This window comes from Bradyrhizobium zhengyangense, assembly GCF_022012435.1.
In the GTDB taxonomy this organism is placed as follows: domain Bacteria; phylum Pseudomonadota; class Alphaproteobacteria; order Rhizobiales; family Xanthobacteraceae; genus Bradyrhizobium; species Bradyrhizobium zhengyangense.
Genome location: NZ_JAKLUA010000003.1, coordinates 252826 through 277909, shown reverse-complemented (window position 1 = coordinate 277909; position 25084 = coordinate 252826). Strand labels below are relative to the sequence as shown.

The following is a 25084-nucleotide window of genomic DNA, read 5'->3' as shown; positions in this document are numbered from 1 at the left end:
ACAGCAGGAAATTGGACTTTGGCCGCACGGGAAGCCGGCTCAGCCGCGAAAATCCTCGTGCAGCAAGCCAAACAGCAGATGATCCTGCCAGACCCCGTTGATGCAGAGATAGCGGCGCGCCAGCCCCTCGCGGGAGAAACCGCACTTCTCCAGCACCCGGATCGACGGCGCATTGGTGGGGATGCAGGCGGCCTCGACCCGGTGCAGATTGAGCTCGCCGAACAGCGTCGGCAGCAGCACCCGGAGCGCTGCCGTCATGTAGCCGCGATGGGCGTGGGGTTGGCCGACCCAATAGCCGATGGTGCCAGCCTGGACGATCCCGCGGCGGACATTGGCCAGCGTGATGCCCCCGACCATGGCGCCATCGAGCTCACGGAAGACCAGGAAGGGATAGGAGCGGTCCGCGGCGATGTCCTCGGAATAGCGGCGCAGGCGGCGCCGGAAGCCGGAGCGGGTCAGATCGTCCGACGGCCAGATCGGTTCCCACGGCGTCAGATAATCGCGGCTGCTCTCGCGCAAGTGCGCCCACTGCAGAAAGTCCGACATCTGCGGGGCGCGCAGCAACAATCCGTTGCCGCGGGGGGCGAGAGCAGCAGGTCCACTGGATGGCAGGCGAAACAGGGCCATGGTGATGCTTCCCGGGGGTGGACGGTCCGCCAGCGCGGCTCCTAATGCAGCCGCGCCTTGGCCCGCGCCCGGGTCAATCCTTCCGCAAAAGACACCGCCGTGTCCAGACCCCTGCCGCTGCCTAATGCGACAACTGCAGGGCGGCTGCGCGACAGCAGCGCACGCGCTGCATCGCGGGTCGATTCGACGCTGACGGCATCGATCCGGGCCACCAGCTCCTGCACCGTCTGCGGCCGGCCATAGGCCAGCACGTGCCGGGCGAGCTGCTCGGCGCGCGAGGAGCAGCTCTCCAGCGCCATCAGCAGGCCCGCCTTCATCTGCGCCTTGGCGCGGGCGATCTCGGCCTCGGTCAGGGTCTCGACCGAATCATTCATGATATCGACCACGACCTCCATCATTTCAGGCGCGTCGGCAGGATCGGTGCCGGTGTAGAGGCCGAAGAAGCCGGTGTCGGTGTAGGGCGCGTGGAACGAGTAGATCGAATAGCAGAGGCCGCGCTTCTCGCGCACCTCCTGGAACAGCCGCGACGACATCCCGCCGCCGAGGATGTTGGTGAAGACCTGGAGCGAGAACAGCGACAGATCGGTCTGCGGCACGCCCTCCAGCGCCAGCGTCAGATGCGCCTGCTCGAGCTCGCGATGCACGACCTTGGCGCCGCCTTTGCCGAACATGGCACCCTGCGGCTTCGGCCCCGGCGTCGCCTCGAAGCTCGCAAAGCGCTTCTCGGCCTCGGCGACCACCTGTTTGTGATCGACGGCGCCGGCCGCCGCCACCACCATGTCGGGGCCGCGATAATGCGTCGAGAGGTAGTTGCGCAGCGAGTCGCGATTGAAGCTTTTCAGCGTCTTGGCGGTGCCGAGCAGCGAGCGGCCCATCGGCTGGTCGGGATAGCAGAGCTCGTTGAGGTGCTCGAACACGACGTCGTCTGGCGTGTCTTGCGCCGCGCCGATCTCCTGCACGATGACGTTCTTCTCGCGCTCGAGCTCGTCGGGCTCGAAGGCGGGATTGGCGAGGATGTCGGCGAGCACGTCGAGCGCCAAGGGCACGTCGGCCTTCATCACCCGGGCATAGTAGGACGTGGTCTCGGTCGAGGTGCCGGCATTGAGGTCGCCGCCGACCGCCTCGATCTCCTCCACGATTTCGCGCGAGGAGCGACCGGTGGTGCCCTTGAAGGCCATATGTTCCAGGAGATGCGAGATGCCGTGCTCGTTCGGCTTCTCGTCGCGGCCGCCGACGCCGGCCCAGACGCCGAGCGCGGCGGTCTCGAGATGGGGCATGTTGTCGGTAACGACGGTCAGGCCGGAGGCAAGCTTGGAGATCTCGACGCTCATCCGGCAACTCCCTGTTTCGCGGCGCGGCTGACCGACAGCACGAACCGCTCTAGCTCGGCCTGATCGTTCTTCATCACCTTCATCTGTTCGGATTTGGTCATGAGGCCGTCGAGCCAGGCCGGCAGCTGCGGCCGCTGGCCGCAGGCGGCCTCCACCGCATCAGGGAATTTGGCGGGATGGGCGGTCGAGAGCACGATGTTGGGCACGGTCGTGTCGGTGGTGTCGCGATCGGCAACCGCAAGCGCCACGGCGGTGTGGGGATCGACGAGCTCGCCGGCCTCGCGCCAGGCGGCGCGGATCGCGGCCGCGGTCTCGGTCTCGTCGGCGCGGCCGGCGTCGAATTCTTCGCGGATTGCGGCCAGCGTCGCATCCGGCAGCACGAAGCGGCCGGACTGCTTCAGCGACTCCATCAGCCGGCGGACGCTCGAAGCATCGCGCTTGCTCGCCTCGAACAGCAGCCGCTCGAAATTCGAGGAGATCTGGATGTCCATCGACGGCGATGCGGTGGCGTGCACCTCGCGCACCTCGTAGATGCCGGTCTTGAGCGTGCGGGCGAGGATGTCGTTGACGTTGGCGGCAATGCGCAGGGTGCGGACCGGAAGGCCCATGCGCTTGGCGACGTAGCCGGCAAAAATGTCGCCGAAATTGCCGGTCGGCACGATGAAGTCCACCGCGCGCGCCGGTGCGCCGGCGGCAACCGCTGATGTGAAGTAGTAGACCACCTGGGCGACGATGCGCGCCCAATTGATGGAATTGACACCCGACAGCGAGGTCGCATCGCGGAAGCGATGGTTGTTGAACATCCCCTTCACGAGCGCCTGGCAGTCGTCGAAATTGCCCTCGATGGCGAGCGCGTGGACATTGGCCGCGCCCGTCGTCGTCATCATGCGCTGCTGCACCTCGGAGATGCGCTTGTGCGGAAACAGCACGATGAGGTCGACATTCTCCAGCCCCGCGAAGGCTTCGACCGCGGCGCCGCCGGTGTCGCCTGATGTTGCGACCACGATGGTGGTGCGCTGGCCGCGCTTGGCGAGCACATGGTCCATCAGCCGCGAGATCAGCTGCATCGCCACGTCCTTGAAGGCGAGCGTCGGACCGTGAAACAGCTCAAGCACGAATTGATGCGGCGACATCTGACGCAGCGGCACCACGGCCGGATGACGGAACGTGGCATAGGCCTCGTTCGCCATGCGGCCGAGCTCGGCGTCGGAAATCTCGCCGCCGACGAACGGACGAATGATTTCGACCGCGACCTCCCAATAGGGCCGACCGAAGAAGCCGGCGATGGTCTCGGTCGACAGGTGCGGCCAGGTCACGGGCACATACAGGCCGCCGTCGCGGGCAAGCCCGGTCAGCATCACGTCGCAGAAGCCAAGCTCAGGGGCCTCGCCCCGGGTCGAGATATAACGAGTCAAACTGCCCTCCAAAGGCTGGCGCGGTCCAAATCCGGGCTTAAGCCTTTGATTTCACGATGTTCCTAGTTCCAAGCCAGAGGCTTTGCGGCACCATAGAGTGTTTTGGAGAGCCACACCATGCCCAACGAAAAAGGGCTGCGGCGATGCCGCAGCCCCTCTCTTGGAAGGTCTGTCGTTGATGTGTGCAGACCCGGTTTTCGTCACTGGGGCGCCGGCCCCGAAAATCATTGGTTCGAGCTATCGTTTCCTGTCACGAAATCGTCAAGGAGAAAAACGGCGCGGGCGCCAAATGTTCCAATTTTTCCCGGTACGCCCAGGTGCAGGGCCAGCGATCGCGCCGCCGCGCGCCTGGCATCGTTGCCGCTTTCTCCTGACTCCATGCAAAGGAACGGGGAACGAACGCCTCACCGTCCCATTATGTCGGCGGAAGGTATCCGCCGTCGTCCACACATTGCCCGGACGCGCGGCAGACCGGTCCAACGACTGAGCCGGCTGCATCCTTGAGCAGCCGGCTCAGCCCCTGAATGGTCAATTCATCCCGATTTCCACCGCGATCCGAATCAAGTCGGAATGGTTCTTGGCTCCCAGCTTCTGCTTGAGCAGGGAGGTAGTGTTGGCGACGGTCTTGTAGGAGATACCGAGCGCCTCGGCGACCTCGACGATCTTGTTGCCGCGCCCGAGCAGGCGAAGAATTTCAAGCTCCCGCGGCGTCATTTGCGAGGCCGGATTCGCCTTGATCGCAGCGCCCGAGAACGTCACGGCCTCCGCGAGTTGGGGCGAGATGAAATTGTCGCCGGCGACCACCTTGCGTACGGCCTTGAGCAGGATCCGGGGATCGTCGCCCTTGGAGACATAGCCCTGCGCCCCGAGCTCCACCGCGCGCACAACGAAGGCCGGATCTTCATTCATGCTGAACATGATGATCTTGGCGCCTGGATCGTCCTTGCGGATCCGGCGCATCAACTCGAAGCCCGAGACGTCGGGCAGGCTGATGTCGATGACCGTGACGTCCGGCCGCTTGCTGATATAGGCCTTGTGTCCGGATTTGGCGTCGTTCGCTTCGTCGATGCGGATCGAATGGTCGGAGGCAAACAGGGTGCGACAACCTGACAGCACAACGGGGTGGTCATCGACGATCAGGACCCGGGTCGCCAGCTTGGTTGTGTCTTGCATCGCGCACTCTCTTGTTTTGGTAACTCATAGACTGGCGGGAACAAATGGAAAGAGAGAATCCCGCCAATGCGCGTTAGAATTGACCTAATGTGGCAACGACTTCCGTTCAGAACCCAGTTGTTCCTTCCACTCGGCGTGAGCTTTGTCGCCGCGCTGGTCATGGGGGGCGTGTTGCTCCAGAGCTTCTCGGCCAGCCAGCTGGCGGACGAGAACGAACCTGGTCGACGCTCAGTGCAGACCGTTGCTGTCGCACTCAACAGCGCCCTGAGCGCGTCAGACAGTCCGCGCAAGATGCTCGACGCATTCGTCGGCTCCTTGGCTACCTCCAATGATATCCAATTCCGGCCTGTGGAGGCGGGTCCTGCGCCGTCCGTGAGGGATGGCCTGCACAGGGTGCATGGCGTGCCGCAATGGTTTGTGGACCTGATCGCCATCCCTGATATCGACGCAGCATCTCCTGTGATCATCGACGGCAAACGCGTTGGTGACATCGTGTTCGTGCCCGACCTGTCAGCTGATCTGTTCGAGAAATGGATCGGCTTTCTGGCCCTGACGAGCCTCATCGCCGTGCTGATGGTGTTGACCGGCACGATCGCCTTTCTCTTCGCGAGATCGGCGCTGCAGCCGCTGCAAGATCTCGGCGCGGGCCTGACGCGCATTCGGCGCGGCGATTATGCGACGCCGATCCCGGTCGCAGGGCCGCCGGAAATCCGGCAGAGCTGTGAGGAGGCCAATGCCCTTGCCGCAACGCTCGCGCAATTGAGCCAGCACAATCGCGACCTGTTGCATCGCCTGGTGTCGCTCCAGGATGATGAGCGGCACGATCTCGCCCGCGAGCTGCATGACGAGCTTGGCCCGTTGCTGTTCAGCATCCGTGCCGGCACGATCGCACTGAGCGAGGCCTCGCCGCAGACGGGACATCTCGGCAACTCCGTGCAGGAGGTGATGCGATCCATCGAGGCGCTCCAGCAGACCAATCGCCGCATCCTCGACCGGTTGCGGCCGCTCTACATCGAGGAATTGGGGCTCGAGGCCAGCGTGCAGACGCTGCTCCGCAATTTCCGCTCGCAAGCGCGGCATATCGGCCTCACCGCAACGATAGATTCTAACCTCAACGGGATCAGCGGGCCACTGGCCCGGACCGTCTACCGTGTGATTCAGGAGGCGTTGACCAACGTGCTGCGCCATGCCGGAGCGAAGAATGCCCATGTGGAAGCGGCGATATCGGGCGGTGCGCTCACCGTCGAAGTCTCCGATGACGGCGGCGGCTTTCCCGCCGACAATGTTTTCGGCCGCGGCCTGACCGGCATGCACGAGCGCGTCCGCGCGCTCAGCGGCTCGCTGTCCCTGCTGCGTGCGGACGAACGCACCTATGTGCGCTGTCGCCTTCCACTCGGGGAGATCAGGGGCGAGCCGATCTCGGGCTAAAGCGCGATGAGATTGGGATGAATCGTCGTCGCGCTTCAGGTTGTTGTTTGAGCATGATCTCCGCGCAAACGCGTCCCGCTGATGTCGCGAGGGAAAACCGCTTCACACTTTTCCGGATCATGCTCTAAAGCGCGATGAGATTAGGATGAATCGTCATCGCGCTTCAGGTTGTTGTTTGAGCATGATCTTTTCGGAAAACCGCTTCGCACTTTTCCGGATCATGCTTTAGCACGCACAGCAATCGTGCGAGCCCTGCTGCGCCGGCTCGCACAGCGTGCTGTGGATCTTGCCTTCCGCGCTGAAACGAAACGAGGCGCGGACGCGCAACGCACCTGCGACGGAATATTCGAGATCGATGCCGTTCTGCGCCGGATGGATTTCCTCCAGGCCGAAACCCGCCGAGGAAAAGGCGCTGAGCTTCGGTCCCCAATAGGTTTCGAGCTCGCGCCGGCCGCGATAGTTCTGCGTGCCGTTGCAGGTGCATTTCAGCTCGGCATCGTCGGCATAGAGGTCGAGCAGCGTCGGGAGGTCACCCTTGCGGCAGGCATCCACCCAATCAATGACAAGGCCCATCTGATCGAAATCGCTCAACGCCAGCAATCCTGTTTACCGCTGAAAAAACTTGGAGGCGGCTTAAGATCACCCTCGTGAATATGCGCTGAATAATAAAGACCGGACGATAACGGGTTCCCACCGGGAACCTACGGACGGACTTCGCCCTTTCGTCGTCCCCTCACCCACACGACAAATGCGATCAGCACGGCACCGGCAAGTGCAAACCAGGTGATCGCGTATTGCAGATGGTCGTCTTTCAGATGCACGTCGAGCGGACCCGGGCGCGGAATGCCGTTCGCCGGCACCGGCTGCTCGAGATCGACGTAGAAAGGCGCGATCGTGCCCCAGCCCAGGGCGCTAGCGATTGCCAGATGATCGCGCACGAACCACAACCGCTTGTCGCGATTTTCGGCCGGCGTCAGCCATCCCGCCTCTTCCGGGAAACGGAGATAGCCGGTGAGCGTAACGGGCGCGCCGGTCACAAGCTTCTGCACCGCGCGATCCTCGACCCCGCGCTCCTGCATTGTGTTCTCGACGAAGCCTGCATCGATCACCACGATCTCACCACTCGGCAGCCGCGCCGGCAGGAAAGCCCAGGTGCCGGGGGTGGATGCATCCTTACGCACGGCGGAGCCGGACGAATAGACCATCGCATCCGGCGACGCTGCATAGGTCGCGGTGAAGCTGACGCGGCGAAACTCGTCGCGCGCAGGCGTCAGCGTGGGCCATTGTGCAGGCGGCGGCAGCGCAACGGGTGCTGCCGCGAGGCGCTCGGTGAGCGCAGCGATCAGCTCGTGCTTGGCGGTGCGGCGCTGCAATTGCCAGACGCCGAGCGCGACGAAAGCGGCGGTCAGCAAAAGCGTGAACAGCATGAAGCCAGCCACACCGGGCTTGCGCAAAGTCTCGTTCATTTCCCGCGGTCGATCAGCCGGCCCGGGGCCGCCTTGTGATGGAATTGCAGCGCGATCAGAAGGGATTTCATCGAGCGCAGCGGCAGGAGCGTGGTGGCGAGGATCAGCGGCAGCCACAGCACCGCATGCAGCCAGAATGGCGGCTGATATTTGACCTCGACGACGAGCGCGCAGCCGACCACGATCGCGCCGGCCAGCATGATGATGAAGATCGCCGGACCGTCGCCAGCATCGATGAAGCCGTAGTCGAGGCCGCAGCGGTTGCAGGAGGGCGCCAGCGTCAGGAAGCCCGCATAGAGCTTGCCCTCGCCGCAGCGCGGGCATTTGCAGGCGAGCCCGCGCAGCGCGCTTTGCAGGACAGTGGGCTGGGCCTCTGGGGTGTCGGCGGTGTCGTTCATCGCACGCAAGCCTATCACAGTTTCGGCCAAAACTCCGGCCGCTGAAAAGCGAAAGGGCGGCCCTGCGGCCGCCCTTTGCAGATGATCAGCCGCGGCTCAGTGCGCGCCGTGGGCCATGGTCTCGGCGCCGTGTCCCCAGACATAGATGCACAGGAACAGGAACAGCCAGACCACGTCGACGAAATGCCAGTACCAGGCGGCAAACTCGAAACCGAGGTGCTGCTTCGGCGTGAAGTGGCCGGCGTAGGCGCGCGCCAGGCACACGATCAGGAAGATGGTGCCGACCAGCACGTGGAAGCCGTGGAAACCGGTCGCCATGAAAAAGGTCGCGCCGTAGACGTTGCCGGCAAACGAGAACGCCGCGTGGCTGTATTCGTAGGCCTGCACGGCGGTGAAGGTCGCGCCCAGCAGGACGGTGAGGATCAGACCATATTTGAGGCCTTGGCGATCGTTCTCGAGCAGGGCGTGGTGCGCCCACGTGACCGTGGTGCCCGAGGTAAGCAGGATCAGCGTGTTCAGCAGCGGCAGATGCCAGGGATCGAAGGTCTCGATGCCATGGGGCGGCCAGGTGCCCGGGGCCGAGCATGCGCCGGCAGCCGTGCCGAGGCCGCAGCCGAACACGGCGTCGCGGGTGGCGTGGACGGCATCGGCCGGGAACAGCGCGGCGTTGAAATAGGCCCAGAACCAGGCAACGAAGAACATCACCTCGGAGGCGATGAACAGGATCATGCCGTAGCGATGGCTGATCTGTACGACCCGGGTATGGTCGCCCTTGTACTGGGCTTCCTTGATCACGTCGCCCCACCAGCTCGCCATGGTGTAGAGCACGCCGACGGTGCCGATGCCGAAGATGATCGGCGCGGCCGAGACCATGTGGTGCATCCAGGTGATCGCGCCGACCGCCATGATGAAGGCAGAGACGGAGCCGACCGCCGGCCACGGAGACGGATCGACCAGATGGTAGTCGTGATGCTTGCCTTGCGCGGTAGCCATTGCGGTCTGTCTCCTCAATCCCGTGCCTATCCGGCACTTATCCCCTTAGTCCAACCCCTGAGCGTCAACCCGGCGGCTGGAGATTTCCCTTGCGTTTGTCGTCGTCGCCGGATGCGATCGGCTTCACCACCGGATCCTTCACTGGATAGAACGTGTAGGACAGCGTGATAGTGCTGAGCCCATCATTGTCGTGGTCATTGACGATCGACGGATCGACGTAGAACACCACGGGCATCTCGCGCTTCTCGCCGGGCGCCATGGTCTGCTCGGTGAAGCAGAAGCAATTGATCTTCTGGAAGTACGACCCGACCGTCAGCGGCGCGACATTGTAGGCGGCCTGGCCTGAGGTGGTGCGCGCGGCCTGGTTGGTCACGGTGTAATAGATCGTCGTGACCTGGCTGATATTGACCTCGATTTCGGTCTGCTCGGGCTCGAACTTCCAGGGCAGGCCGGGGGCGACGTTGGAATCGAACCGCACCGCGATCTTGCGCGCGATCGGGCCGGTGGCGGGCGCAGAGATCGCGACCTGGGTCGTGCCGTTGAAGCCGGTCGCGCGGCAGAACCAGTTGTAGAACGGCACCGCTGCGTAGGACGCGCCGACCATCAATGCGACCACGCCGCCGCAGATCGAGGCGACCAGCACATCGCGGCCGAGCCCCTTCCTGGCCGTCCGGCTCTGATCCTGCGATATGGTCGGCTTCTGATCCATCTTCCCCTACAGCGGCCGAACTAGAACCGCCGGTCCCTTGACCATGGTGACGGCGAAGAAAAGGATGACGAGCACACCGAGCGCCAAAGCAATGGCAATGGAGCGCTGGCGACGGCTCTTCTTCTGCGCCTCGGTAAGGACGATTCCATCTGGCTCGGGTTTGTCAGCCATTCCTGCCTCATGCGCCCCCAACCATCGGAGCAAGCGCCCGGAACACGACCTCGGCCAGCAAGGTCGCGAACAGCGCGAACAGGTACAGGATCGAGAAGGCGAACAGCTTTCGCGTCGCGCGCAGCGACGCAGCTCGCGTCCGGCGCATATAGACGTTGATCGCGAGCACCAGCATGCCGGCACCAAGGATCAGCGAGACGATGCCGTAGACGGCGTCGAAATAGCCAAGCACCCAGGGTGCTGCGGCCACCGCGATCAGCACGATGGTGTAGAGCAGGATCTGGAGGCGGGTCGCGTCGGGGCCGGCGACATTGGGCAGCATCGGAATGCCGGCGCGGGCATAGTCGTCGGAACGGAACAGCGCCAGCGCCCAGAAGTGCGGCGGCGTCCAGAAGAAGATGATGGCGAATAGCAGCAGCGGCTCGACATCGACCGTGCCTGTGACAGAAGCCCAGGCCACCACCGGCGGCAGCGCGCCGGCGGCGCCGCCGATCACGATGTTCTGCGCGGTCCAGCGCTTCAGGCCCATCGTGTAGATGACGACGTAGAAGAAGATGGTGAAGGCGAGCAGCGCACCCGCGATCCAGTTGACCAGGATGCCGAGCGTCATCACCGAGAAGAAGGCGAGCGTCATGCCGAACGCCATCGCTTCGGGCCGGGTGATGCGGCCGCGCGGGATCGGACGGTTCGCGGTGCGCGACATCTTCGCGTCGATATCGCCCTCGAGCGCCATGTTGAGCGCGCCCGAGGCACCGGCGCCGACGGCGATGCAGAGCAGCGAGGTGATTGCGAGCACCCAGTGGAAATGTCCCGGCGCCATCGCCATCCCGACCAGCGCGGTGAAGATCACGAGCGACATCACCCGCGGCTTGAGCAGCGCGAGGTAGTCACCAACCTCCGCCTCGGAGATGCGGGGATTGATGTCGATGGCGTTCTGATCGAGGACGGACACTTAAACCTGCTCGTTTCGTTGTAGAGCCGCGGCGCCCGTCACGGGCGCCGCGGGAGTTTTGTTGCTTACTGCACGCGGGGCAGCACTTCGAACTGGTGGAACGGCGGCGGCGAGGGCAGCGTCCATTCCAGCGTGGTGGCGCCAGCGCCCCAGGGATTGTCGCCCGCCGGGACCTTCTTCATGAAGGCGTCGAACACGCAGTAGAGGAAGATCAGCACGCCGAAGCCGGAGATGTAGGAGCCGATCGACGAGACCAGGTTCCAGCCGGCGAACGCATCCGGATAGTCGACATAGCGGCGCGGCATGCCCGACAGGCCGAGGAAGTGCTGCGGGAAGAACACCAGGTTGACACCGACGAAGGTGAACCAGAAGTGCGCCTTCGCGATCGCCTCGTTGTACATGTAGCCCGTCATCTTCGGGAACCAGTAGTACCAGCCGGCGAAGATCGCGAACACCGCGCCGAGCGACAGCACGTAGTGGAAGTGCGCGACGACGTAATAGGTCTCCTGCAGCACGCGGTCGACGCCCGCGTTCGCCAGCACGACGCCGGTGACGCCACCGACCGTGAACAGGAAGATGAAGCCCACGGCCCAGATCATCGGGGCGCGGAAATCGATCGAGCCGCCCCACATCGTGGCGATCCAGGAGAAGATCTTCACGCCGGTCGGAACCGCGATCACCATCGTGGCGGCAACGAAGTAGGCCTGCGTCGCCGAGGACATGCCGACCGTGTACATGTGATGCGCCCACACCACGAAGCCGATGCCGCCGATCGCGACCATGGCGTAGGCCATGCCGAGATAGCCGAACACGGGCTTGCGCGAGAAGGTCGAGACGATCTGGCTGATCATGCCGAAGCCGGGCAGGATCAGGATGTACACCTCGGGGTGACCGAAGAACCAGAACAGGTGCTGGAACAGCACTGGGTCGCCGCCGCCCTCGGGATTGAAGAAGGTGGTCCCGAAGTTACGGTCGGTGAGCAGCATGGTGATCGCGCCGGCGAGGACCGGCAGCGACAGCAGCAGCAGGAACACCGTCACCAGGATCGACCACACGAACAGCGGCATCTTGTGCAGGGTCATGCCCGGCGCGCGCATGTTGAAGATCGTGGTGATGAAGTTGATGGCACCGAGGATCGACGAGGCGCCCGCCAGATGCAGCGAGAGGATCGCGAAGTCGACGGCCGGGCCCGGGTGGCCTGAGGCCGACAGCGGCACGTACATGGTCCAGCCGGCGCCGACGCCGTTGGCACCGGGCTCGCCCTCGACGAAGCTCGACAGCAGCAGCAGCGCGAAGGAGGCCGGCAGCAGCCAGAACGAGATGTTGTTCATGCGCGGGAACGCCATGTCCGGCGCGCCGATCATCAGCGGCACGAACCAGTTGCCGAAGCCGCCGATCATCGCGGGCATGACCATGAAGAAGATCATGATCAGGCCGTGCGAGGTCACGAATACGTTATAGGTGTGCGTTTCGTGGAATATCTGGACGCCCGGGAACATCAACTCGGCACGGATCGCGATCGACATCGCGGCACCGATGATGCCCGCGATGACCGCGAAGATCAGGTACATCGTACCGATGTCCTTGTGGTTGGTCGAATAGACGTAGCGACGCCATCCCGTCGGATGGGCGTGCTCGTGGTCATGTCCGTGGTCTTGCGCGTGATCGCCGTGTGCCGCTGCGCTGGTTGCCATTTTCAAATCCTGCCTTGCGTCCCGTTCGGACCTTTGGAGGTCCCGCCCTTTATATCGCTTTCAGTCCCTTTGAGCCGTCGCCCGGCGCCTACTGCGTCGGGCCGGCCGCGGAGGCGAAGGTGCTGGTGCCGCCGCTCGCAAACTTCTTCTTCGCCGATTCAACCCAGGAGGCGAACTCCTGATCGTTCACCACGCGAATCGCGATCGGCATGAAGGCGTGGTCCTTGCCGCAAAGCTCCGAGCACTGGCCGTAGAACATGCCGGTCTTGGTGGCCTTGAACCAGGTCTCGTTCAGGCGCCCCGGTATGGCGTCGATCTTGACGCCGAACGCCGGCAGCGCGAACGCGTGGATGACGTCGGCGCCGGTGACCTGAACACGAATCACCTTGTTGACCGGAACCACCATCTCGTTGTCGACGCCGAGGAGGCGGGGCTGCTTGTCCTGAGCCAGCAACGAGTCGAACTCGAACTTGCCGTTATCAGGGTAAGCGTAGGACCAGTACCACTGCTTGCCGGTCGCCTTGATGGTCAGATCCGCCTTCGGCACGTCGAGCTCGAGGAACAGCAGGCGGAACGACGGCACCGCGATGCCGACCAGGATCAGCACCGGCACCAGGGTCCACACCACCTCGATCAGCGTGTTGTGGGTGGTCCGCGACGGCACCGGATTGGCCTTCGCGTTGAACTTCATCACCACGATGACCAGCAGCGCCAGCACGAACAGCGTGATGACGATGATCAGCACGGACAAGAAGTTATGGAACCAGACGATGTTGTCCATCACCGGGGAAGCAGAGCCCTGCAGGTGCCATTCCCACGGCGCCGGCTGCCCGAGCTCGGCCTCGGCAAATGCCGCACCGCCCGTCGCCAGCGCCAGACCCGCCACGGCCAATCCCAGCAAGTGTCGGCCCACCCGGCCCATCGACATCTTCATGCCGTTCGCGCTCCCCTAACGAAATCACCCCAAGTGCCTTCCCCTGTTTTTGGGGAACGCTTATTCGATCCGCCCGTCTGACAAACCGCCGCGCAAGAATACCTCTAAGAGGAATTGGGGCCAGATCGCTAGAACGCCGAAATCAAGCCTCTCAAACCATAATTCTTGATCTATCGCAATGCAGTCTTGAGGCCCCTCTGTCTGCGATCACCCGCAAGATATTTCCTAGTAACATCAGACAAAAATACCGTTTCCCGGGATGCCGCGGCTTGACAGCCGGATTGCTCGCTGTAGGCACAGGCGGAGGGCCCCGCAGGAACCTGATTCGTGGCGGCAATGGCGGCCAAGGCGGCGCGGAATTTGCTTGTGAATTGCCTTCAAGACGCCGTCATTCCCGTATCAGTCCTCCAGCGCGAGCGACCTAAGCGAGCAGAGGGACCGACCCCGATGGGGCTTTCGAGATGCATGGCAAGATCGGCTAAATGGCCGACTAACGGTCTCACGACGCTGATCGGCCTCCTGGCAGTCGCCCTTTCCCTGTCCCTTCCCGGCCTTCTCCTATCAAGCGTTGCCCATGCGCAGGGCGCGGTGCGCTCCGTTCATGGCGACTGGCAGATCCGCTGCGACACCCCGCCGGGCGCCCAGGCCGAGCAATGCGCCCTGATCCAGAGCGTGGTGGCGGAGGACCGCTCCAATGCGGGCCTTACCGTGATCGTGCTCAAGACCGCCGACCAGAAGAGCCGCCTGATGCGCGTGGTCGCCCCCCTGGGCGTGCTGCTGCCCTCCGGCCTCGGACTGAAGCTCGACAACCAGGACGTCGGCCGCGCCGGCTTCGTCCGCTGCCTGCCCAATGGCTGCGTCGCCGAGGTCGTCATGGACGACAAGCTGCTCGGCCAGCTCCGCAGCGCCAAGACCGCGACCTTCATCATCTTCGAGACGCCGGAAGAAGGCATCGGCTTCCCGCTCAGCCTGAACGGGCTCGGCGAGGGCTATGACAAGCTGCCGTAGGGCTAAGCCAGCGGCGAACCTATTGTTTCCGTAATGTGAGGCGTCGCGCCCTCGCGGAACCAATCCAAAACCATTATCTTGCCTCACATCCCCCGATAATGGACGGACGCATGACCAATCCTGCCACAACCTCCCTGCTCGACCGCGCCAATCTCGACCGCGACCAGGTTCGCAACGAGGTCGCGCGTGGGCTTTCCGGTGCCGACGACGGCGAATTGTTCCTCGAATACAGCCAGACCGAAGCGCTGATGTTCGACAATGGGCGGCTGAAGCAAGCGACCTACGACACCTCGCAGGGCTTTGGCCTGCGCGCCGTCAAGGACGATGCGGTCGGCTATGCGCATTCCTCCGATGTGTCGCTGCCGGCGCTGATTCGCGCCGCCGACGCTGTCGCGGCCGTACGCGGCGGCTATTCCGGCAGCTTTGCCGCCCCGCCCCCGCACACCAATGTCCGCCTCTATGGCGATGAGAATCCGCTGGATGCGCCGGGCTTCGAGATCAAGGTCAAGCTGCTCGCCGAGATCGACGCTTACATGCGCGACAAGGATCCGCGGGTGCGGCAGGTCAGCGTCAGCCTGGGCGCGACCTGGCAGGTCGTCGAGATCCTGCGCCCCGACGGCGAGAGCTATCGCGACATCCGCCCGCTGGTGCGCGTCAACATCTCCGTCGTCGCGGGTCAAGGCGACCGCCAGGAGAGCGGCAGCAAGGGTTATGGCGGCCGTGCCGGCTATGCCGAGTTCATCGAGAGCAAGAATTGGCGCGAAGCCGCCGACGGCGCACTGCGCGAGGCGCTGGTCAATCTGGAATCGATTCCGGCCCCCGCGGGCGAAATGGACGTCGTGCTGGGCGCCGGCTGGCCCGGCGTGATGCTGCATGAGGCGGTCGGCCACGGCCTCGAGGGCGACTTCAACCGCAAGAAGACCTCGGCCTTCGCCGGCCTGATGGGCCAGCAGGTCGCCGCGAAGGGCGTCACCGTGGTCGACGACGGCACCATCGCCTCAAGGCGCGGCTCGCTGTCGATCGACGACGAGGGCACGCCGACCAACCGCACCGTGCTGATCGAGGACGGCATCCTGGTCGGCTACATGCAGGACCGCCAGAACGCGCGGCTGATGAACATGAAGCCGACCGGCAATGGCCGGCGCCAGGGCTATGCCCATGTGCCGATGCCGCGCATGACCAACACCTACATGCTCGCGGGCGACCGCGACCCGGCCGAGATTCTCGCGTCGGTGAAGAACGGCGTGTTTGCCGCAAATTTCGGCGGCGGGCAGGTCGACATCACCTCGGGCAAATACGTGTTCCAGTGCACCGAGGCCTACAAGATCGAGAACGGCAAGCTGGGCGCGCCGCTGAAGGGCGCCATGCTGATCGGCAATGGGCCGACCGACCTGCATCGCATCCGCATGATCGGCAACGATCTCGCGCTCGATACCGGCATCGGCACCTGCGGCAAGAACGGCCAGGGCGTGCCTGTCGGCGTCGGCCAGCCGTCGCTTCTGATGGAACGCATTACGGTGGGTGGAACGGGCGCATGAGCGTTGAGAAGGTAACTGCCGCTCCCAAGCGGAAGGGCTCCGGCTTTGTCGCACAGCTGGTGCAGCTCGCCGGCATCGTCGCTGCTGTCTTCATCGCCAAGGGCGCGCTCGCCGAGCCGTTCTACGTGCCGTCGGGCTCGATGGAGCCGACGCTGTTGATCGGCGACGCGCTGCTCGCTTCGAAATTCCCCTATGGCTACGGCACCTCGTCGCTGCCGATCCAGATCAACCTGCCGGAAACCGGCCGGGTCTTCGCGGAGACGCCGAAGCAAGGCGACGTTGTCGTATTCCGCTGGCCCGGCGACCGCTCGCAGGCCTGGGTCAAGCGCGTCGTCGGCCTTCCCGGCGACCGCATCCAGATGCGACAGGGGCAGCTCTTCATCAACGACCGTCCCGCCGAATTGAAGCCTGACGGCGTTGGTGCCGCCGAAGACGACAATGGCGGCAGCGAGCCGGCCTATCGTTACGTCGAGACGCTGCCGAACGGCGTCTCGCACCTCATCTTCAAGATGCGCGACAACGGTCCGCTCGACAACACGCCCGAGGTGAAGGTGCCGGCGGGATATCTTTTCGTGCTCGGCGACAACAGGGACAACTCCGCCGACAGCCGCGTGCCGCTGCGCTCTGGCGGCGTTGGCCTCTTGCCGGTCGACAATCTCGTCGGCCGTGCCGATGCCGTGCTCGGCTCCTGGGATCTCGGCATGCGCGGCCAACCGGTCTGGACCTGGCTCTCCGGCTTCCGGCTCGCGCGGTTCTTCACCGCCGTGCACTGAGGAGGTCTCATGACCTTCGACGACGTCAGAAAATTTGCGCTGACGTGGCCGGAGGTCGAGGACGGCACTTCCTACGGCACCCCCGCTCTGAAGGTGCGCAAGAAGATGCTGGCGCGCCTGAAAGAGGATGGCGACAGCCTGGTGATGCCTGACGTGCCGATCGACGAGCGCGCGATGCTGGTCGAGAGCCAACCGAAGATCTTCTACTTCACCGATCATTACGCGGACTATCCGATCGTTCTGATCCGCCTGTCCAAGGCGAAGCGCGCGATCGTGGAGACGCTTTTGCGGCGGCGCTGGCGCGTGCTGGCATCGAAGGCAGCGCGAGCGGACTATGATGCGCGCGCAAATGCATGACGCTCATGGATGAGCCGCGCTTTCTTGCGCTGGCGCTGAAGAACCCGGTCAACGTCGCGATCCTTGATGAGCTTGATCGGCTCGCGCTGCCGGATGCGTGGCTGGTCTCGGGATGCCTGGTGCAGACGGTATGGAATGTGCTCACGGGCCGCGCCATCGATCACGGCATCGCCGATTACGACATCTTCTACTTCGATCCTGATACCTCCTGGGACGCGGAGGACGCGGTGATCCGCAAACTGCAGGCGCAGCTCGATCATCTCGGCGTCAAGATCGAGACCCGCAACCAGGCCCGCGTGCATCTGTGGTACCCGGCCAAGCACGCCCTGCCCTATCCGCCATTGTCGTGCTCGACTGACGGCATCGACCGTTTCCTGACGCAGAACACGCAAGTGGGCGTGAAGCCTGCTGGTGACGGTTACGAGGTCTACGCGCCGCACGGGCTTGGCGACGTCGCGGACCTGATTGCGCGCCCCAATCCCGGCCCGAATTTTTCCGCGGCAAATTACGCGGCGAAGGTGGCGCGATGGAAGGCGCTATGGCCGGAGCTTACGGTCATTGCTGCGGAGTGAGATGTCGTCTTTCCCCGCGATGCATCCACATCGTCATTGCGAGCGCAGCGAAGCAATCGAGAATCCTTCCGCGGAGAGACGCTGGATTGCTTCGCTGCGCTCGCAATGTCGGTGGAAAAGGCTGCGCCTACCGCACCACGCCCGACGTGAACCCGGCCTTCCGCCGCGGCGGCTTGATGTCCTTTTTCAGGAAGCAGCGCGCCTCGCGCCCGGTATAGCCGGGGCGGGCATAGGTGAAGGCGCGGCACTTGTTGTCGGCGGTACAGGCGGCCTTGCAGACTTCCTCGCCCTCGCCCTCCTTGAGCTCGAAATTGCGCAAATCGCCGCCGGGGCGGTCGATCGAGGTCTCGACGCCCTCGACACGCGGCTCGATCACGCCGGCGCCGCGCACGCCGGAGATACAGCAATTGGCTGGCTGTCGCGGCGGCACGGTATTCTTGAGCCAGCATACAGCCGCGGCCCCATCGATATCAGGATAGCTGAAGCTCCAGGCGCGGCAGCGGCGATCGCGCTCGCAAAGCAATGCGCAATCCTCGGGATCACCCGACGTGACCGGCGTGCTGAAATAATCGCCGCCGGGCCGGTCGAACGCCGTCTGGGCTCGGGCAGGGACGCTCGCAAAGGCGAGCGCAAGCAGCGCGGCACAGGCCACGACGCAAGCCAAAGCCCTTGCCATCACGACCTTTGCCATGACGGCCTCAGGCGGGCGGCCCTTCCCCATCGGAACAGCTTTCGAGTTATTGACGACGCTCAGGTTTTTTCGGCCGGTCATTTGATCGCCGTAAACCTGTACGGGCGATGAACGGCCTAGAACCTGGTCGTTGGTCTATTTGCCTAGAGCTAGAACGCGTATTCCGCGTAGGCCGGTTCCACCGAGCCCTTCCAGGAGCCGTTGAACTTCTCGAGCATCTCCTCGGCCGGTGTCCGACCGGAATCGATGATGCGATCGAGCGGCTCCAGATGCCGGGTTTCGTCGCGGCCGATGGCGTCGATGCGACCGCGGCGACGCAGGCCCGCATGTGCCAGTACGAGGCATTCCTTGGCGATCTCGAACAGATAGTGGTCCTTGATCCGGGCCTTGAAGCCGAAGCGCGGCACATCGTCGCGTAGCGCCTGGCGTTCATGTGCAGTCCAGTGCTTCACCAAGTCCCAGGCTGCATCGAGCGACACGTCGTCATAGAGCAGTCCAGCCCAGAACGCCGACAGCGCCGGCAGCCGGCCCCATGGGCCGCCATCGGAGCCGCGCATCTCGAGGTAACGCTTCAGCCGTACCTCCGGGAAGATCGTCGAGAGATGGTTGGCCCAGTCCGACAGCGTCGGACGCTCGCCGGGCAGATTGTTGTTGCGGCCGTCGAAGAAGGCGCGGAACGAGGAGCCCGACACGTCGATGTAATCGTCGCCGCGCTTGACGAAATACATGGGCACGTCGAGCGCGTAGTCGACATAGCGCTCAAAGCCCATGCCGTCCTCGAACGCCCACGGCATCATGCCAGCACGCGCATTGTCGGTGTCGCGCCAGATTTCGGAGCGGAAGGAGAGGAAGCCGTTCGGCTTGCCTTCCGTGAACGGCGAATTGGCGAACAGGGCGGTCGCGACCGGCTGCAGCGCCAGCGAGACGCGCAGCTTCTTGACCATGTCGGCTTCGGAGGAGAAATCGAGATTGGTCTGCACCGTGCAGGTCCGGTACATCATGTCGAGGCCGTATTGGCCGACCTTCGGCATGTAGTTGGTCATGATCTTGTAGCGGCCCTTGGGCATGACCGGGATGTCGGCGCGCGACCAGGACGGCGTCATGCCGAGGCCGAGGAAGCCGATGCCCAGCGGAGTCGCGATCTCGCGCACCTGCGCCAGATGCGCCATCAGCTCGCTCTGGGTCTGGTGCACGTTCTCGACCGGCGCGCCTGACAGTTCGAACTGTCCGCCGGGTTCGAGCGAGATCGCGCCGCCGCCGGTGACGTCGTAGAGACCGATGATGTTACCCTTCTCCATGATCGGCTCCCAGCCGAGCAGGAGTTTCATGCCCTCGAGCAGCGCACCGATGCCGCGCGCGCCTTCGTACGGCACGGGACGGTGGCCTTCGAGCGTGAACGGCGTCTTCTCGTGCTCGGTACCCATACGGAATTCGGACGGGTCCTTGCAGCCGGCCTCGAACCACGCGACGAGCTCGTCGCGTGATTGCAGCGGCGTCATATCGATCTGGTCTCGCGCCATATCAAACTCTAATCAAAAGGGCGCTTCGATCGAAGGCGCGCGGGTGATGGGGACGGTCCGCGAACCCCCAGGGGTGCACGGACGAGCTGGTTTGCCGCGCGGTCATCGCGACGGCGAGGTTTCGTTGACGTTCGCGACGGGCGGCAGCTTCATCTCGCCGCACGAGCACCCGAGCCGGTCGAGCAGACCGCTGAGCTTGACGGCATCGGCATCGGACAGTTTCGAGCCGACATATTTCTCGATCGCAGCCGAGTAGGCGCCCCACATCCGCTTCTGCAATTCGCGGCCGGCCTCCGTGATCTCGACGAACTGGCCGCGCTTGTCGATCTTGCATTCACGCCGGGAGGCGAGGCCCTCGTCGACCAGGCGGTCGATCAGTCGCGAGGTGGAGTATTGCGGGATCAGCATTTGCCGCTCGAGCTCCACCGGCCGCAGCTCTCCGCTCGGCGCGCGCGACAATTCGAGCAGCGCGTCGTACCATGCCAGTGGCGGGAACCCGGCCTTCTTGAGGTCCTGCTCCACGCAGTCAAGCACGCGGCTCTGCACCCGCATCAGGCGGATCCAGGCACTGGTTGCCTCGGTTGATGGTTTGCGTTTCATGGTCCCGCTCAAGCTCGTCGTCCGCTTCTTACCCCACTCGATGCACCTGCATCAATCTTGACTATTGGATGCAGATGCATGTAGGCGTTCTTTCGCCCCAACCAAGCGTCAAGAGGAGGAAATTCCATGAAACTGTATTACTCGCCCGGCGCCTGCTCGCTGTCCCCCCATATCGCGCTTCTGGAGGCCGACCTGCCCTATGAGCTGGTCAAGGTCGATATCCGGGCCAAAAAGCTCGAAAACGGTGAAGACTACCTGAAGGTCAATCCCAAGGGTCAGGTTCCCGCGCTGGGCCTCGATAACGGTGAGATCGTGACCGAAGGCCCGGTCATTGTCCAGATGATCGCCGACAAGGCCCCGGCCAAGGCGCTGGCGCCCGCGCGCGACAGCTCCGAACGCTACAAGCTGCTCGAATGGCTGAACTTCCTCACCTCCGAGGTGCACAAGAGCTTCGGCCCGATGTTCGCGCCGGCGCTGAATGACGACGCCAAGGCGTTCTTCAAGGACCGCGTCATGGGCAAGCTGAAGCACATCGACAGCCAGCTCGCCGGCAAGGACTACCTCATGGGCAAGCAGTTCTCGGTCGCCGACGGCTATCTCTTCACCATGCTGACCTGGGGCGACCGCATGAAGTTCGACCTTTCGGCGATGCCGAATCTGACCGCCTACAAGGCCCGCGTCGCGGCCCGGCCGAAGGTGCAGGAAGCGCTGACCAAGGAAGGGCTGGCGCAGGCGAAGTAAGCCCGCACAGGCTGCGAAAACGCAAAAGGCCGGATCGACGATCCGGCCTTTTTGTTGTGAACCCTTTCACGGGCAATGACGTCGAAAGGCCATCGCCACCAGACAGTTGCTCCCATGAACATGATCGTTCTCATGACCGCAGCCGGCGCGCCGCTCGCGATGCTCGGCTTGTCGACCCCGGTCGCGCCGCAGCGCAATTGCATCTTCATTGTCCATCCGCAGATCACCTCTGCCGTGTTCGAGAGCAAGGAAGGAAAGATCGTCTTTCCGGACCGGCCGACCGAACATCCGTGCAGCTACACCAAGACAAAGGGCGGAGCGGACATCACCTTCACCAACCAGAATGGCTGGCGCTTCGAGGTGCGCGTTGGCCGCGGCGACGAAGGCCGCTGGACGGCCGGTCTCGCTGACGACGCGGTCACGGGCCGCGCATTCTCGCCGTTCGGGGATGGAAAATAGAAAAGGCCGGATCAAGGATCCGGCCTTCGTTGTCTCTATCGTCGCGGTGCCGATCAGGCCGCGGCCTTCTTCGGCGCGAAACGGCCGTAGAAGGTCTCGCCCTTCGCCGCCATCTCTTCAAGCAGCTTCGGCGGCGCGAAGCGCGAGCCGTATTTCGCCTCGAGCTTGTGGCATAGCTCGACAAACTTTTTCGTGCCCATGAAGTCGATGTAGGACAGCGTGCCACCGGTGAACGGCGCGAAGCCGAAGCCGAGGATCGAGCCGACATCCGCTTCGCGCGGATCGGTGATGACGTGATCCTCGACCGTGCGCGCGGCTTCCACCGCCTGCACCACGAGGAAGCGCTGCTTCAGCTCCTCGACGTCGAGCGTGTCGGGGTCGAGTTGCTTCGGCTGCAGCGCCGAGAGGCCCGGCCACAGGCTCTTCTGGCCCTTGCCCTCGGGATAGTCGTAGAAGCCCTTCTTGTTCTTGCGGCCGAGGCGGCCCTGCTTCTCGACCATCTCGACCATCAGCTTCTTCTGGTCGGGGTTGATGGCGTTCGGGCCGAGATCGGCTTCGGTCGCCTTCATGATCTTGAGGCCGAGGTCGAGCGCAACCTCGTCCGAGAGCGAGAGCGGGCCGACCGGCATACCGGCCATCTTGGCGCAGTTCTCGATCATCGCCGGCGGCACGCCTTCGAGAAACATCTCGTTGCCCTCGGCGACGTAGCGACCGACGCAGCGATTGGCGAAGAAGCCGCGGCTATCGTTGACCACGATCGGCGTCTTGCCGATCTGGCGGACGTAATCGAGTGCAGTCGCGAGCGCGAGATCGCCGGTGTTCTTGCCTTTGATGATCTCGACCAGCATCATCTTCTCGACCGGCGAGAAGAAGTGGATGCCGACGAACTTGCCCTGGTCCTTGAACGACTCGGCCAGCGAGGTGATCGGCAGCGTCGACGTGTTCGACGCAAAGATCACGTCCGGCTTGAGATATTCCTGCGCCTTGGCGAAGGTCTCTGCCTTGACCTTGCGGTCCTCGAACACGGCCTCGATGACGAGGTCGACGTCCTTCAGCGCGGCATAGTCCGCGGTCGGCGTGATGCGCGCGAGCAGCTTCTCGGCATCATCGGGCTTGGCGCGGCCCTTCTTGATCTGATCCTCGATCACCTTCTGCGCATGGGCCTTGCCCTTGTCGGCGCTCTCCTGGTCGCGGTCGATCAGGACGACGTCGAGGCCGGCGCGGGCCGAGACGTAGCCAACACTGGCGCCCATGAAGCCGGCGCCGATCACGGCGATCTTCTTCACCTTGGTTGCGGGCACGTCCTTCGGGCGGCGCGCGCCCTTGTTGAGCTCCTGCATCGACAGGAACAGGCTGCGGATCATCGCGGCCGCTTCCTTCGAGCGCAGCACCGAGGTGAAGTAGCGCGACTCGACGCGAAGCGCGGCATCGATCGGCAACTGCAGGCCCTCATAGACGCAGCTCATGATCGCGCGCGCGGCCGGATAGTTATCGTAGGTCTCGCGGCGATAGATCGCGTTGCCGGCCGGGAACATCATCATGCCGGCCTTCGAGAACACCGGACCGCCCGGAAGCTTGAAACCCTTCTCGTCCCAGGGCGCCACGGCCTTGCCGCCACCCTTGATCCAGTCCTTGGCGGCCTTGATGAGATCGGCAGCGGGAACGATGGCGTGGATCAGGTTGAGCTGCTTCGCCTTCTCGATCGTAACAGGATCGCCCTTGAGCAGGATCGTCATGGCATCCTGCGGCGGCACCAGGCGCGGCACGCGCTGCGTACCGCCGGCGCCGGGGAACAGGCCGACCTTGACCTCGGGCAGGCCGAGACGCGTCTTGGGATTCTCGGCCGCCACGCGATAGTGGCAGCACAGCGTGATCTCGAAACCGCCGCCAAGCGCGAGGCCGTTGATTGCGGCGGCCCACGGCTTGCCTGAGGTTTCGATCGAGCGCAGCACCAGCGAGAAGCGGCGGCTCTGGTCGAACAGCATCTGATTCGCGGCGGTCTCGCCCTGCTCCCTAAAGACCTTTGCGTAGGCCTGGTTCATGCCCTCGAGCATGGACAGGTCGGCGCCGGCGCAGAACGCCTCTTTCGCCGAGGTAATGACGACGCCCTTCACAGCTGCGTCACCAGTGGTTTCCTTGACGATCGCATCGAGCTCGCTGGTCGAGGTCTCGTCGAGCACGTTCATCGAACGGCCCGGGATGTCCCAGGTGACGAGCGCGATGCCGTCGGAATCGGTCTCAACCTTGAAGTTCTTGTACGACATGGTGGTTGCTCCCTACCCCTTAGACGCGCTCGATGATGGTCGCGGTGCCCATGCCGCCGCCGATGCACAGCGTGACCAGGGCGGTGGACTTGTTGGTGCGCTCTAGCTCGTCGAGCACGGTGCCCAGGATCATTGCACCGGTGGCGCCGAGCGGATGGCCGAGCGCGATGGCGCCGCCATTGACGTTGATTCTTGCGTTGTCGATGTCGAAGGCCTGGATGTAGCGCAGCACGACCGAGGCAAAAGCCTCGTTGAGCTCAAACAGGTCGATATCAGACTTCTTCATGCCGGAACGCGCGAACAGCTTTTCGGTGACGTCGACCGGACCGGTCAGCATCATCGCCGGCTCCGAGCCGATGTTTGCGAATGCACGTATTTTGGCGCGCGGCTTCATGCCGTATTTCGCACCTGCCTCCTTGCTGCCGAGCAGCACGGCGCCGGCGCCGTCGACGATGCCGGAGGAGTTGCCGGCATGGTGCACGTAATTGACGCGCTCGATCTCCGGATGCGACTGCACCGCGACGCCGTCAAAGCCGCCCATCTGCGCCATCATCGTGAACGACGGCTGCAGCTGCGCCAGCGACTGCATCGTCGTCGAGGGACGCATGTGCTCGTCCTTGGCGAGAATAGTGAGGCCGTTGATGTCCTTCACCGGCACGACCGACTTGTTGAAGCGGCCCTCGTCCCAGGCCTTAGCCGCACGCTGCTGGCTCTGCACGGCATAGGCGTCGACGTCGTCGCGCGAGAAGCCGTACTTGGTGGCGATCAGATCGGCCGAGACACCCTGCGGCATGAAGTAAGCGGGCACCGCCATCGAGGGATCCATCGGCCAGGCGCCGCCGGAGGCACCGATGCCGACGCGGCTCATCGATTCGGCACCGCCGCCGATCACGAGCTCATGCTGGCCGCTCATCACCTGCGCGGCGGCGAAGTTCACGGCATCGAGACCGGAGGCGCAGAAGCGGCTGATCTGCACGCCGGGGACGGCTTCGCCGAGACCCGCCTTCAGCGCGGCAAAGCGCGCGATGTCGGAGCCGGCCTCGCCGACCGGATCGACCACGCCGAGCACGACGTCGTCGACCGAATCTTCCGGCAGATTGTTGCGGTCCTTCAGCGCCTTCAGCGGCACGGTGGCGAGCGCCAGCGCGGTGACTTCGTGCAGCGCGCCGTCAGCCTTGCCGCGGCCACGGGGGGTGCGAACGTGATCGTAGATGAATGCCTCAGGCATGACGCCCTCCTGATCTGTTGTTCGAATTCTATTGGTGCGGAA

Annotated in this window: 26 protein-coding genes; 8 read left to right on the top strand and 18 right to left on the bottom strand. The window is 64.0% G+C overall.

The window, feature by feature from the left end:
- Positions 1–39 precede the first annotated feature (39 nt).
- The 4 genes from L6637_RS12810 to L6637_RS12795 form a co-directional block, all read right to left on the bottom strand.
- Positions 40–627: a GNAT family N-acetyltransferase gene (locus L6637_RS12810; RefSeq protein ID WP_237864091.1), complete on the bottom strand. Its 588-nt coding sequence runs from the start codon at positions 625–627 to the stop codon at positions 40–42.
- Positions 628–668: 41 nt separating this feature from the next.
- On the bottom strand, positions 669–1958 hold the full coding sequence (locus L6637_RS12805) for a M16 family metallopeptidase (RefSeq protein ID WP_237864092.1): 1290 nt from the start codon (positions 1956–1958) through the stop codon (positions 669–671).
- A complete protein-coding gene (thrC, locus tag L6637_RS12800) occupies positions 1955–3373 on the bottom strand; it encodes a threonine synthase (protein WP_237864093.1) in 1419 nt (472 codons plus the stop codon). The genes L6637_RS12805 and thrC overlap by 4 nt, the downstream gene beginning before the upstream one ends.
- 528 nt (positions 3374–3901) lie before the next feature.
- Positions 3902–4546, bottom strand: a complete 645-nt coding sequence (locus L6637_RS12795) for a response regulator transcription factor (protein WP_237864094.1) — start codon at positions 4544–4546, stop codon at positions 3902–3904.
- Positions 4547–4633: 87 nt separating this feature from the next.
- Here L6637_RS12795 and L6637_RS12790 point away from each other — a divergent pair, with 87 nt between their 5' ends.
- Positions 4634–5974: a histidine kinase gene (locus L6637_RS12790; RefSeq protein WP_237870819.1), complete on the top strand. Its 1341-nt coding sequence runs from the start codon at positions 4634–4636 to the stop codon at positions 5972–5974.
- Between the two features lie 225 nt (positions 5975–6199).
- On the opposite strand, the gene L6637_RS12785 is transcribed toward L6637_RS12790, so the two are convergent.
- From L6637_RS12785 to coxB, 9 genes are all read right to left on the bottom strand, one after another.
- Positions 6200–6565 carry a nuclear transport factor 2 family protein gene (locus L6637_RS12785; RefSeq protein WP_237864096.1) on the bottom strand — a complete coding sequence of 122 codons (366 nt, stop codon included), beginning with the start codon at positions 6563–6565 and terminating at the stop codon, positions 6200–6202.
- Between the two features lie 110 nt (positions 6566–6675).
- The gene (locus tag L6637_RS12780; RefSeq protein WP_237864097.1) at positions 6676–7440 is read right to left on the bottom strand and encodes an SURF1 family protein; all 765 of its coding nucleotides are present in this window, start codon (positions 7438–7440) and stop codon (positions 6676–6678) included.
- Positions 7437–7838: a DUF983 domain-containing protein gene (locus tag L6637_RS12775; RefSeq protein ID WP_237864098.1), complete on the bottom strand. Its 402-nt coding sequence runs from the start codon at positions 7836–7838 to the stop codon at positions 7437–7439. The genes L6637_RS12780 and L6637_RS12775 overlap by 4 nt, the downstream gene beginning before the upstream one ends.
- 96 nt (positions 7839–7934) lie before the next feature.
- Entirely contained in the window at positions 7935–8831 is an 897-nt protein-coding gene (locus tag L6637_RS12770; RefSeq protein ID WP_237864099.1) for a cytochrome c oxidase subunit 3, read from the bottom strand.
- A 64-nt stretch (positions 8832–8895) separates the two neighbouring features.
- Positions 8896–9540: a cytochrome c oxidase assembly protein gene (locus L6637_RS12765; protein WP_237864100.1), complete on the bottom strand. Its 645-nt coding sequence runs from the start codon at positions 9538–9540 to the stop codon at positions 8896–8898.
- 6 nt (positions 9541–9546) lie between these two features.
- Positions 9547–9711: a CoxF protein gene (locus tag L6637_RS12760; RefSeq protein WP_128954359.1), complete on the bottom strand. Its 165-nt coding sequence runs from the start codon at positions 9709–9711 to the stop codon at positions 9547–9549.
- A 7-nt stretch (positions 9712–9718) separates the two neighbouring features.
- Positions 9719–10663: a heme o synthase gene (locus L6637_RS12755; protein ID WP_237864101.1), complete on the bottom strand. Its 945-nt coding sequence runs from the start codon at positions 10661–10663 to the stop codon at positions 9719–9721.
- A 65-nt stretch (positions 10664–10728) separates the two neighbouring features.
- The gene (gene ctaD / locus L6637_RS12750) at positions 10729–12357 is read right to left on the bottom strand and encodes a cytochrome c oxidase subunit I (RefSeq protein WP_237864102.1); all 1629 of its coding nucleotides are present in this window, start codon (positions 12355–12357) and stop codon (positions 10729–10731) included.
- Positions 12358–12445: 88 nt separating this feature from the next.
- On the bottom strand, positions 12446–13291 hold the full coding sequence (gene coxB, locus L6637_RS12745; RefSeq protein WP_237870816.1) for a cytochrome c oxidase subunit II: 846 nt from the start codon (positions 13289–13291) through the stop codon (positions 12446–12448).
- A gap of 447 nt (positions 13292–13738) precedes the next feature.
- On the opposite strand from coxB, the gene L6637_RS12740 reads away from it, so the two are divergent.
- The 5 genes from L6637_RS12740 (at position 13739) to L6637_RS12720 (ending at position 17539) form a co-directional block, all read left to right on the top strand.
- A complete protein-coding gene (locus L6637_RS12740) occupies positions 13739–14299 on the top strand; it encodes an invasion associated locus B family protein (protein ID WP_237870814.1) in 561 nt (186 codons plus the stop codon).
- 110 nt (positions 14300–14409) lie between these two features.
- Positions 14410–15837, top strand: a complete 1428-nt coding sequence (gene tldD, locus L6637_RS12735) for a metalloprotease TldD (RefSeq protein ID WP_237870812.1) — start codon at positions 14410–14412, stop codon at positions 15835–15837.
- Positions 15834–16610: a signal peptidase I gene (gene lepB, locus L6637_RS12730; RefSeq protein ID WP_237864106.1), complete on the top strand. Its 777-nt coding sequence runs from the start codon at positions 15834–15836 to the stop codon at positions 16608–16610. Before tldD ends, lepB begins: the two co-directional genes overlap by 4 nt.
- Positions 16611–16619: 9 nt before the next feature.
- Positions 16620–16967, top strand: a complete 348-nt coding sequence (locus L6637_RS12725) for an MmcQ/YjbR family DNA-binding protein (RefSeq protein WP_237870810.1) — start codon at positions 16620–16622, stop codon at positions 16965–16967.
- A 5-nt stretch (positions 16968–16972) separates the two neighbouring features.
- A complete protein-coding gene (locus L6637_RS12720; RefSeq protein ID WP_237870953.1) occupies positions 16973–17539 on the top strand; it encodes a nucleotidyltransferase family protein in 567 nt (188 codons plus the stop codon).
- 127 nt (positions 17540–17666) lie between these two features.
- On the opposite strand, the gene L6637_RS12715 is transcribed toward L6637_RS12720, so the two are convergent.
- The 3 genes from L6637_RS12715 to L6637_RS12705 all read right to left on the bottom strand — a co-directional run bounded on the left by L6637_RS12715 (position 17667) and on the right by L6637_RS12705 (position 20350).
- On the bottom strand, positions 17667–18260 hold the full coding sequence (locus tag L6637_RS12715; RefSeq protein ID WP_237864366.1) for a PAN domain-containing protein: 594 nt from the start codon (positions 18258–18260) through the stop codon (positions 17667–17669).
- Positions 18261–18379: 119 nt separating this feature from the next.
- Positions 18380–19750, bottom strand: a complete 1371-nt coding sequence (locus L6637_RS12710) for a glutamate--cysteine ligase (RefSeq protein WP_237864108.1) — start codon at positions 19748–19750, stop codon at positions 18380–18382.
- 102 nt (positions 19751–19852) lie between these two features.
- Positions 19853–20350: a MarR family winged helix-turn-helix transcriptional regulator gene (locus tag L6637_RS12705; protein WP_063197904.1), complete on the bottom strand. Its 498-nt coding sequence runs from the start codon at positions 20348–20350 to the stop codon at positions 19853–19855.
- 126 nt (positions 20351–20476) lie between these two features.
- Here L6637_RS12705 and gstA point away from each other — a divergent pair, with 126 nt between their 5' ends.
- Both gstA and L6637_RS12695 read left to right on the top strand, forming a co-directional pair.
- Entirely contained in the window at positions 20477–21091 is a 615-nt protein-coding gene (gene gstA, locus L6637_RS12700) for a glutathione transferase GstA (RefSeq protein WP_237864109.1), read from the top strand.
- Between the two features lie 114 nt (positions 21092–21205).
- Entirely contained in the window at positions 21206–21550 is a 345-nt protein-coding gene (locus tag L6637_RS12695) for a hypothetical protein (RefSeq protein WP_237864110.1), read from the top strand.
- A 53-nt stretch (positions 21551–21603) separates the two neighbouring features.
- Here the strand turns inward: L6637_RS12695 and L6637_RS12690 are convergent, their stop codons facing one another.
- Both L6637_RS12690 and L6637_RS12685 read right to left on the bottom strand, forming a co-directional pair.
- Positions 21604–23814, bottom strand: a complete 2211-nt coding sequence (locus L6637_RS12690; RefSeq protein WP_237864111.1) for an FAD-dependent oxidoreductase — start codon at positions 23812–23814, stop codon at positions 21604–21606.
- 19 nt (positions 23815–23833) lie between these two features.
- Positions 23834–25042, bottom strand: a complete 1209-nt coding sequence (locus L6637_RS12685; protein ID WP_237864112.1) for an acetyl-CoA C-acetyltransferase — start codon at positions 25040–25042, stop codon at positions 23834–23836.
- Positions 25043–25084: the final 42 nt, after the last annotated feature.

What these genes read in the sequence shown, in the direction of transcription:
- L6637_RS12810 (WP_237864091.1), bottom strand. Translation starts at nt 627, where the DNA reads ATGGCCCTGTTTCGCCTGCCATCCAGTGGACCTGCTGCTCTCGCCCCC.
- L6637_RS12805 (WP_237864092.1), bottom strand. Translation starts at nt 1,958, where the DNA reads ATGAGCGTCGAGATCTCCAAGCTTGCCTCCGGCCTGACCGTCGTTACC.
- L6637_RS12795 (WP_237864094.1), bottom strand. Translation starts at nt 4,546, where the DNA reads ATGCAAGACACAACCAAGCTGGCGACCCGGGTCCTGATCGTCGATGAC.
- L6637_RS12790 (WP_237870819.1), top strand. Translation starts at nt 4,634, where the DNA reads ATGTGGCAACGACTTCCGTTCAGAACCCAGTTGTTCCTTCCACTCGGC.
- L6637_RS12780 (WP_237864097.1), bottom strand. Translation starts at nt 7,440, where the DNA reads ATGAACGAGACTTTGCGCAAGCCCGGTGTGGCTGGCTTCATGCTGTTC.
- L6637_RS12775 (WP_237864098.1), bottom strand. Translation starts at nt 7,838, where the DNA reads ATGAACGACACCGCCGACACCCCAGAGGCCCAGCCCACTGTCCTGCAA.
- L6637_RS12770 (WP_237864099.1), bottom strand. Translation starts at nt 8,831, where the DNA reads ATGGCTACCGCGCAAGGCAAGCATCACGACTACCATCTGGTCGATCCG.
- L6637_RS12765 (WP_237864100.1), bottom strand. Translation starts at nt 9,540, where the DNA reads ATGGATCAGAAGCCGACCATATCGCAGGATCAGAGCCGGACGGCCAGG.
- L6637_RS12760 (WP_128954359.1), bottom strand. Translation starts at nt 9,711, where the DNA reads ATGGCTGACAAACCCGAGCCAGATGGAATCGTCCTTACCGAGGCGCAG.
- ctaD (WP_237864102.1), bottom strand. Translation starts at nt 12,357, where the DNA reads ATGGCAACCAGCGCAGCGGCACACGGCGATCACGCGCAAGACCACGGA.
- coxB (WP_237870816.1), bottom strand. Translation starts at nt 13,291, where the DNA reads ATGAAGATGTCGATGGGCCGGGTGGGCCGACACTTGCTGGGATTGGCC.
- L6637_RS12740 (WP_237870814.1), top strand. Translation starts at nt 13,739, where the DNA reads ATGGGGCTTTCGAGATGCATGGCAAGATCGGCTAAATGGCCGACTAAC.
- tldD (WP_237870812.1), top strand. Translation starts at nt 14,410, where the DNA reads ATGACCAATCCTGCCACAACCTCCCTGCTCGACCGCGCCAATCTCGAC.
- lepB (WP_237864106.1), top strand. Translation starts at nt 15,834, where the DNA reads ATGAGCGTTGAGAAGGTAACTGCCGCTCCCAAGCGGAAGGGCTCCGGC.
- L6637_RS12725 (WP_237870810.1), top strand. Translation starts at nt 16,620, where the DNA reads ATGACCTTCGACGACGTCAGAAAATTTGCGCTGACGTGGCCGGAGGTC.
- L6637_RS12720 (WP_237870953.1), top strand. Translation starts at nt 16,973, where the DNA reads ATGGATGAGCCGCGCTTTCTTGCGCTGGCGCTGAAGAACCCGGTCAAC.
- L6637_RS12715 (WP_237864366.1), bottom strand. Translation starts at nt 18,260, where the DNA reads ATGGGGAAGGGCCGCCCGCCTGAGGCCGTCATGGCAAAGGTCGTGATG.
- L6637_RS12710 (WP_237864108.1), bottom strand. Translation starts at nt 19,750, where the DNA reads ATGGCGCGAGACCAGATCGATATGACGCCGCTGCAATCACGCGACGAG.
- L6637_RS12705 (WP_063197904.1), bottom strand. Translation starts at nt 20,350, where the DNA reads ATGAAACGCAAACCATCAACCGAGGCAACCAGTGCCTGGATCCGCCTG.
- gstA (WP_237864109.1), top strand. Translation starts at nt 20,477, where the DNA reads ATGAAACTGTATTACTCGCCCGGCGCCTGCTCGCTGTCCCCCCATATC.
- L6637_RS12695 (WP_237864110.1), top strand. Translation starts at nt 21,206, where the DNA reads ATGAACATGATCGTTCTCATGACCGCAGCCGGCGCGCCGCTCGCGATG.
- L6637_RS12690 (WP_237864111.1), bottom strand. Translation starts at nt 23,814, where the DNA reads ATGTCGTACAAGAACTTCAAGGTTGAGACCGATTCCGACGGCATCGCG.
- L6637_RS12685 (WP_237864112.1), bottom strand. Translation starts at nt 25,042, where the DNA reads ATGCCTGAGGCATTCATCTACGATCACGTTCGCACCCCCCGTGGCCGC.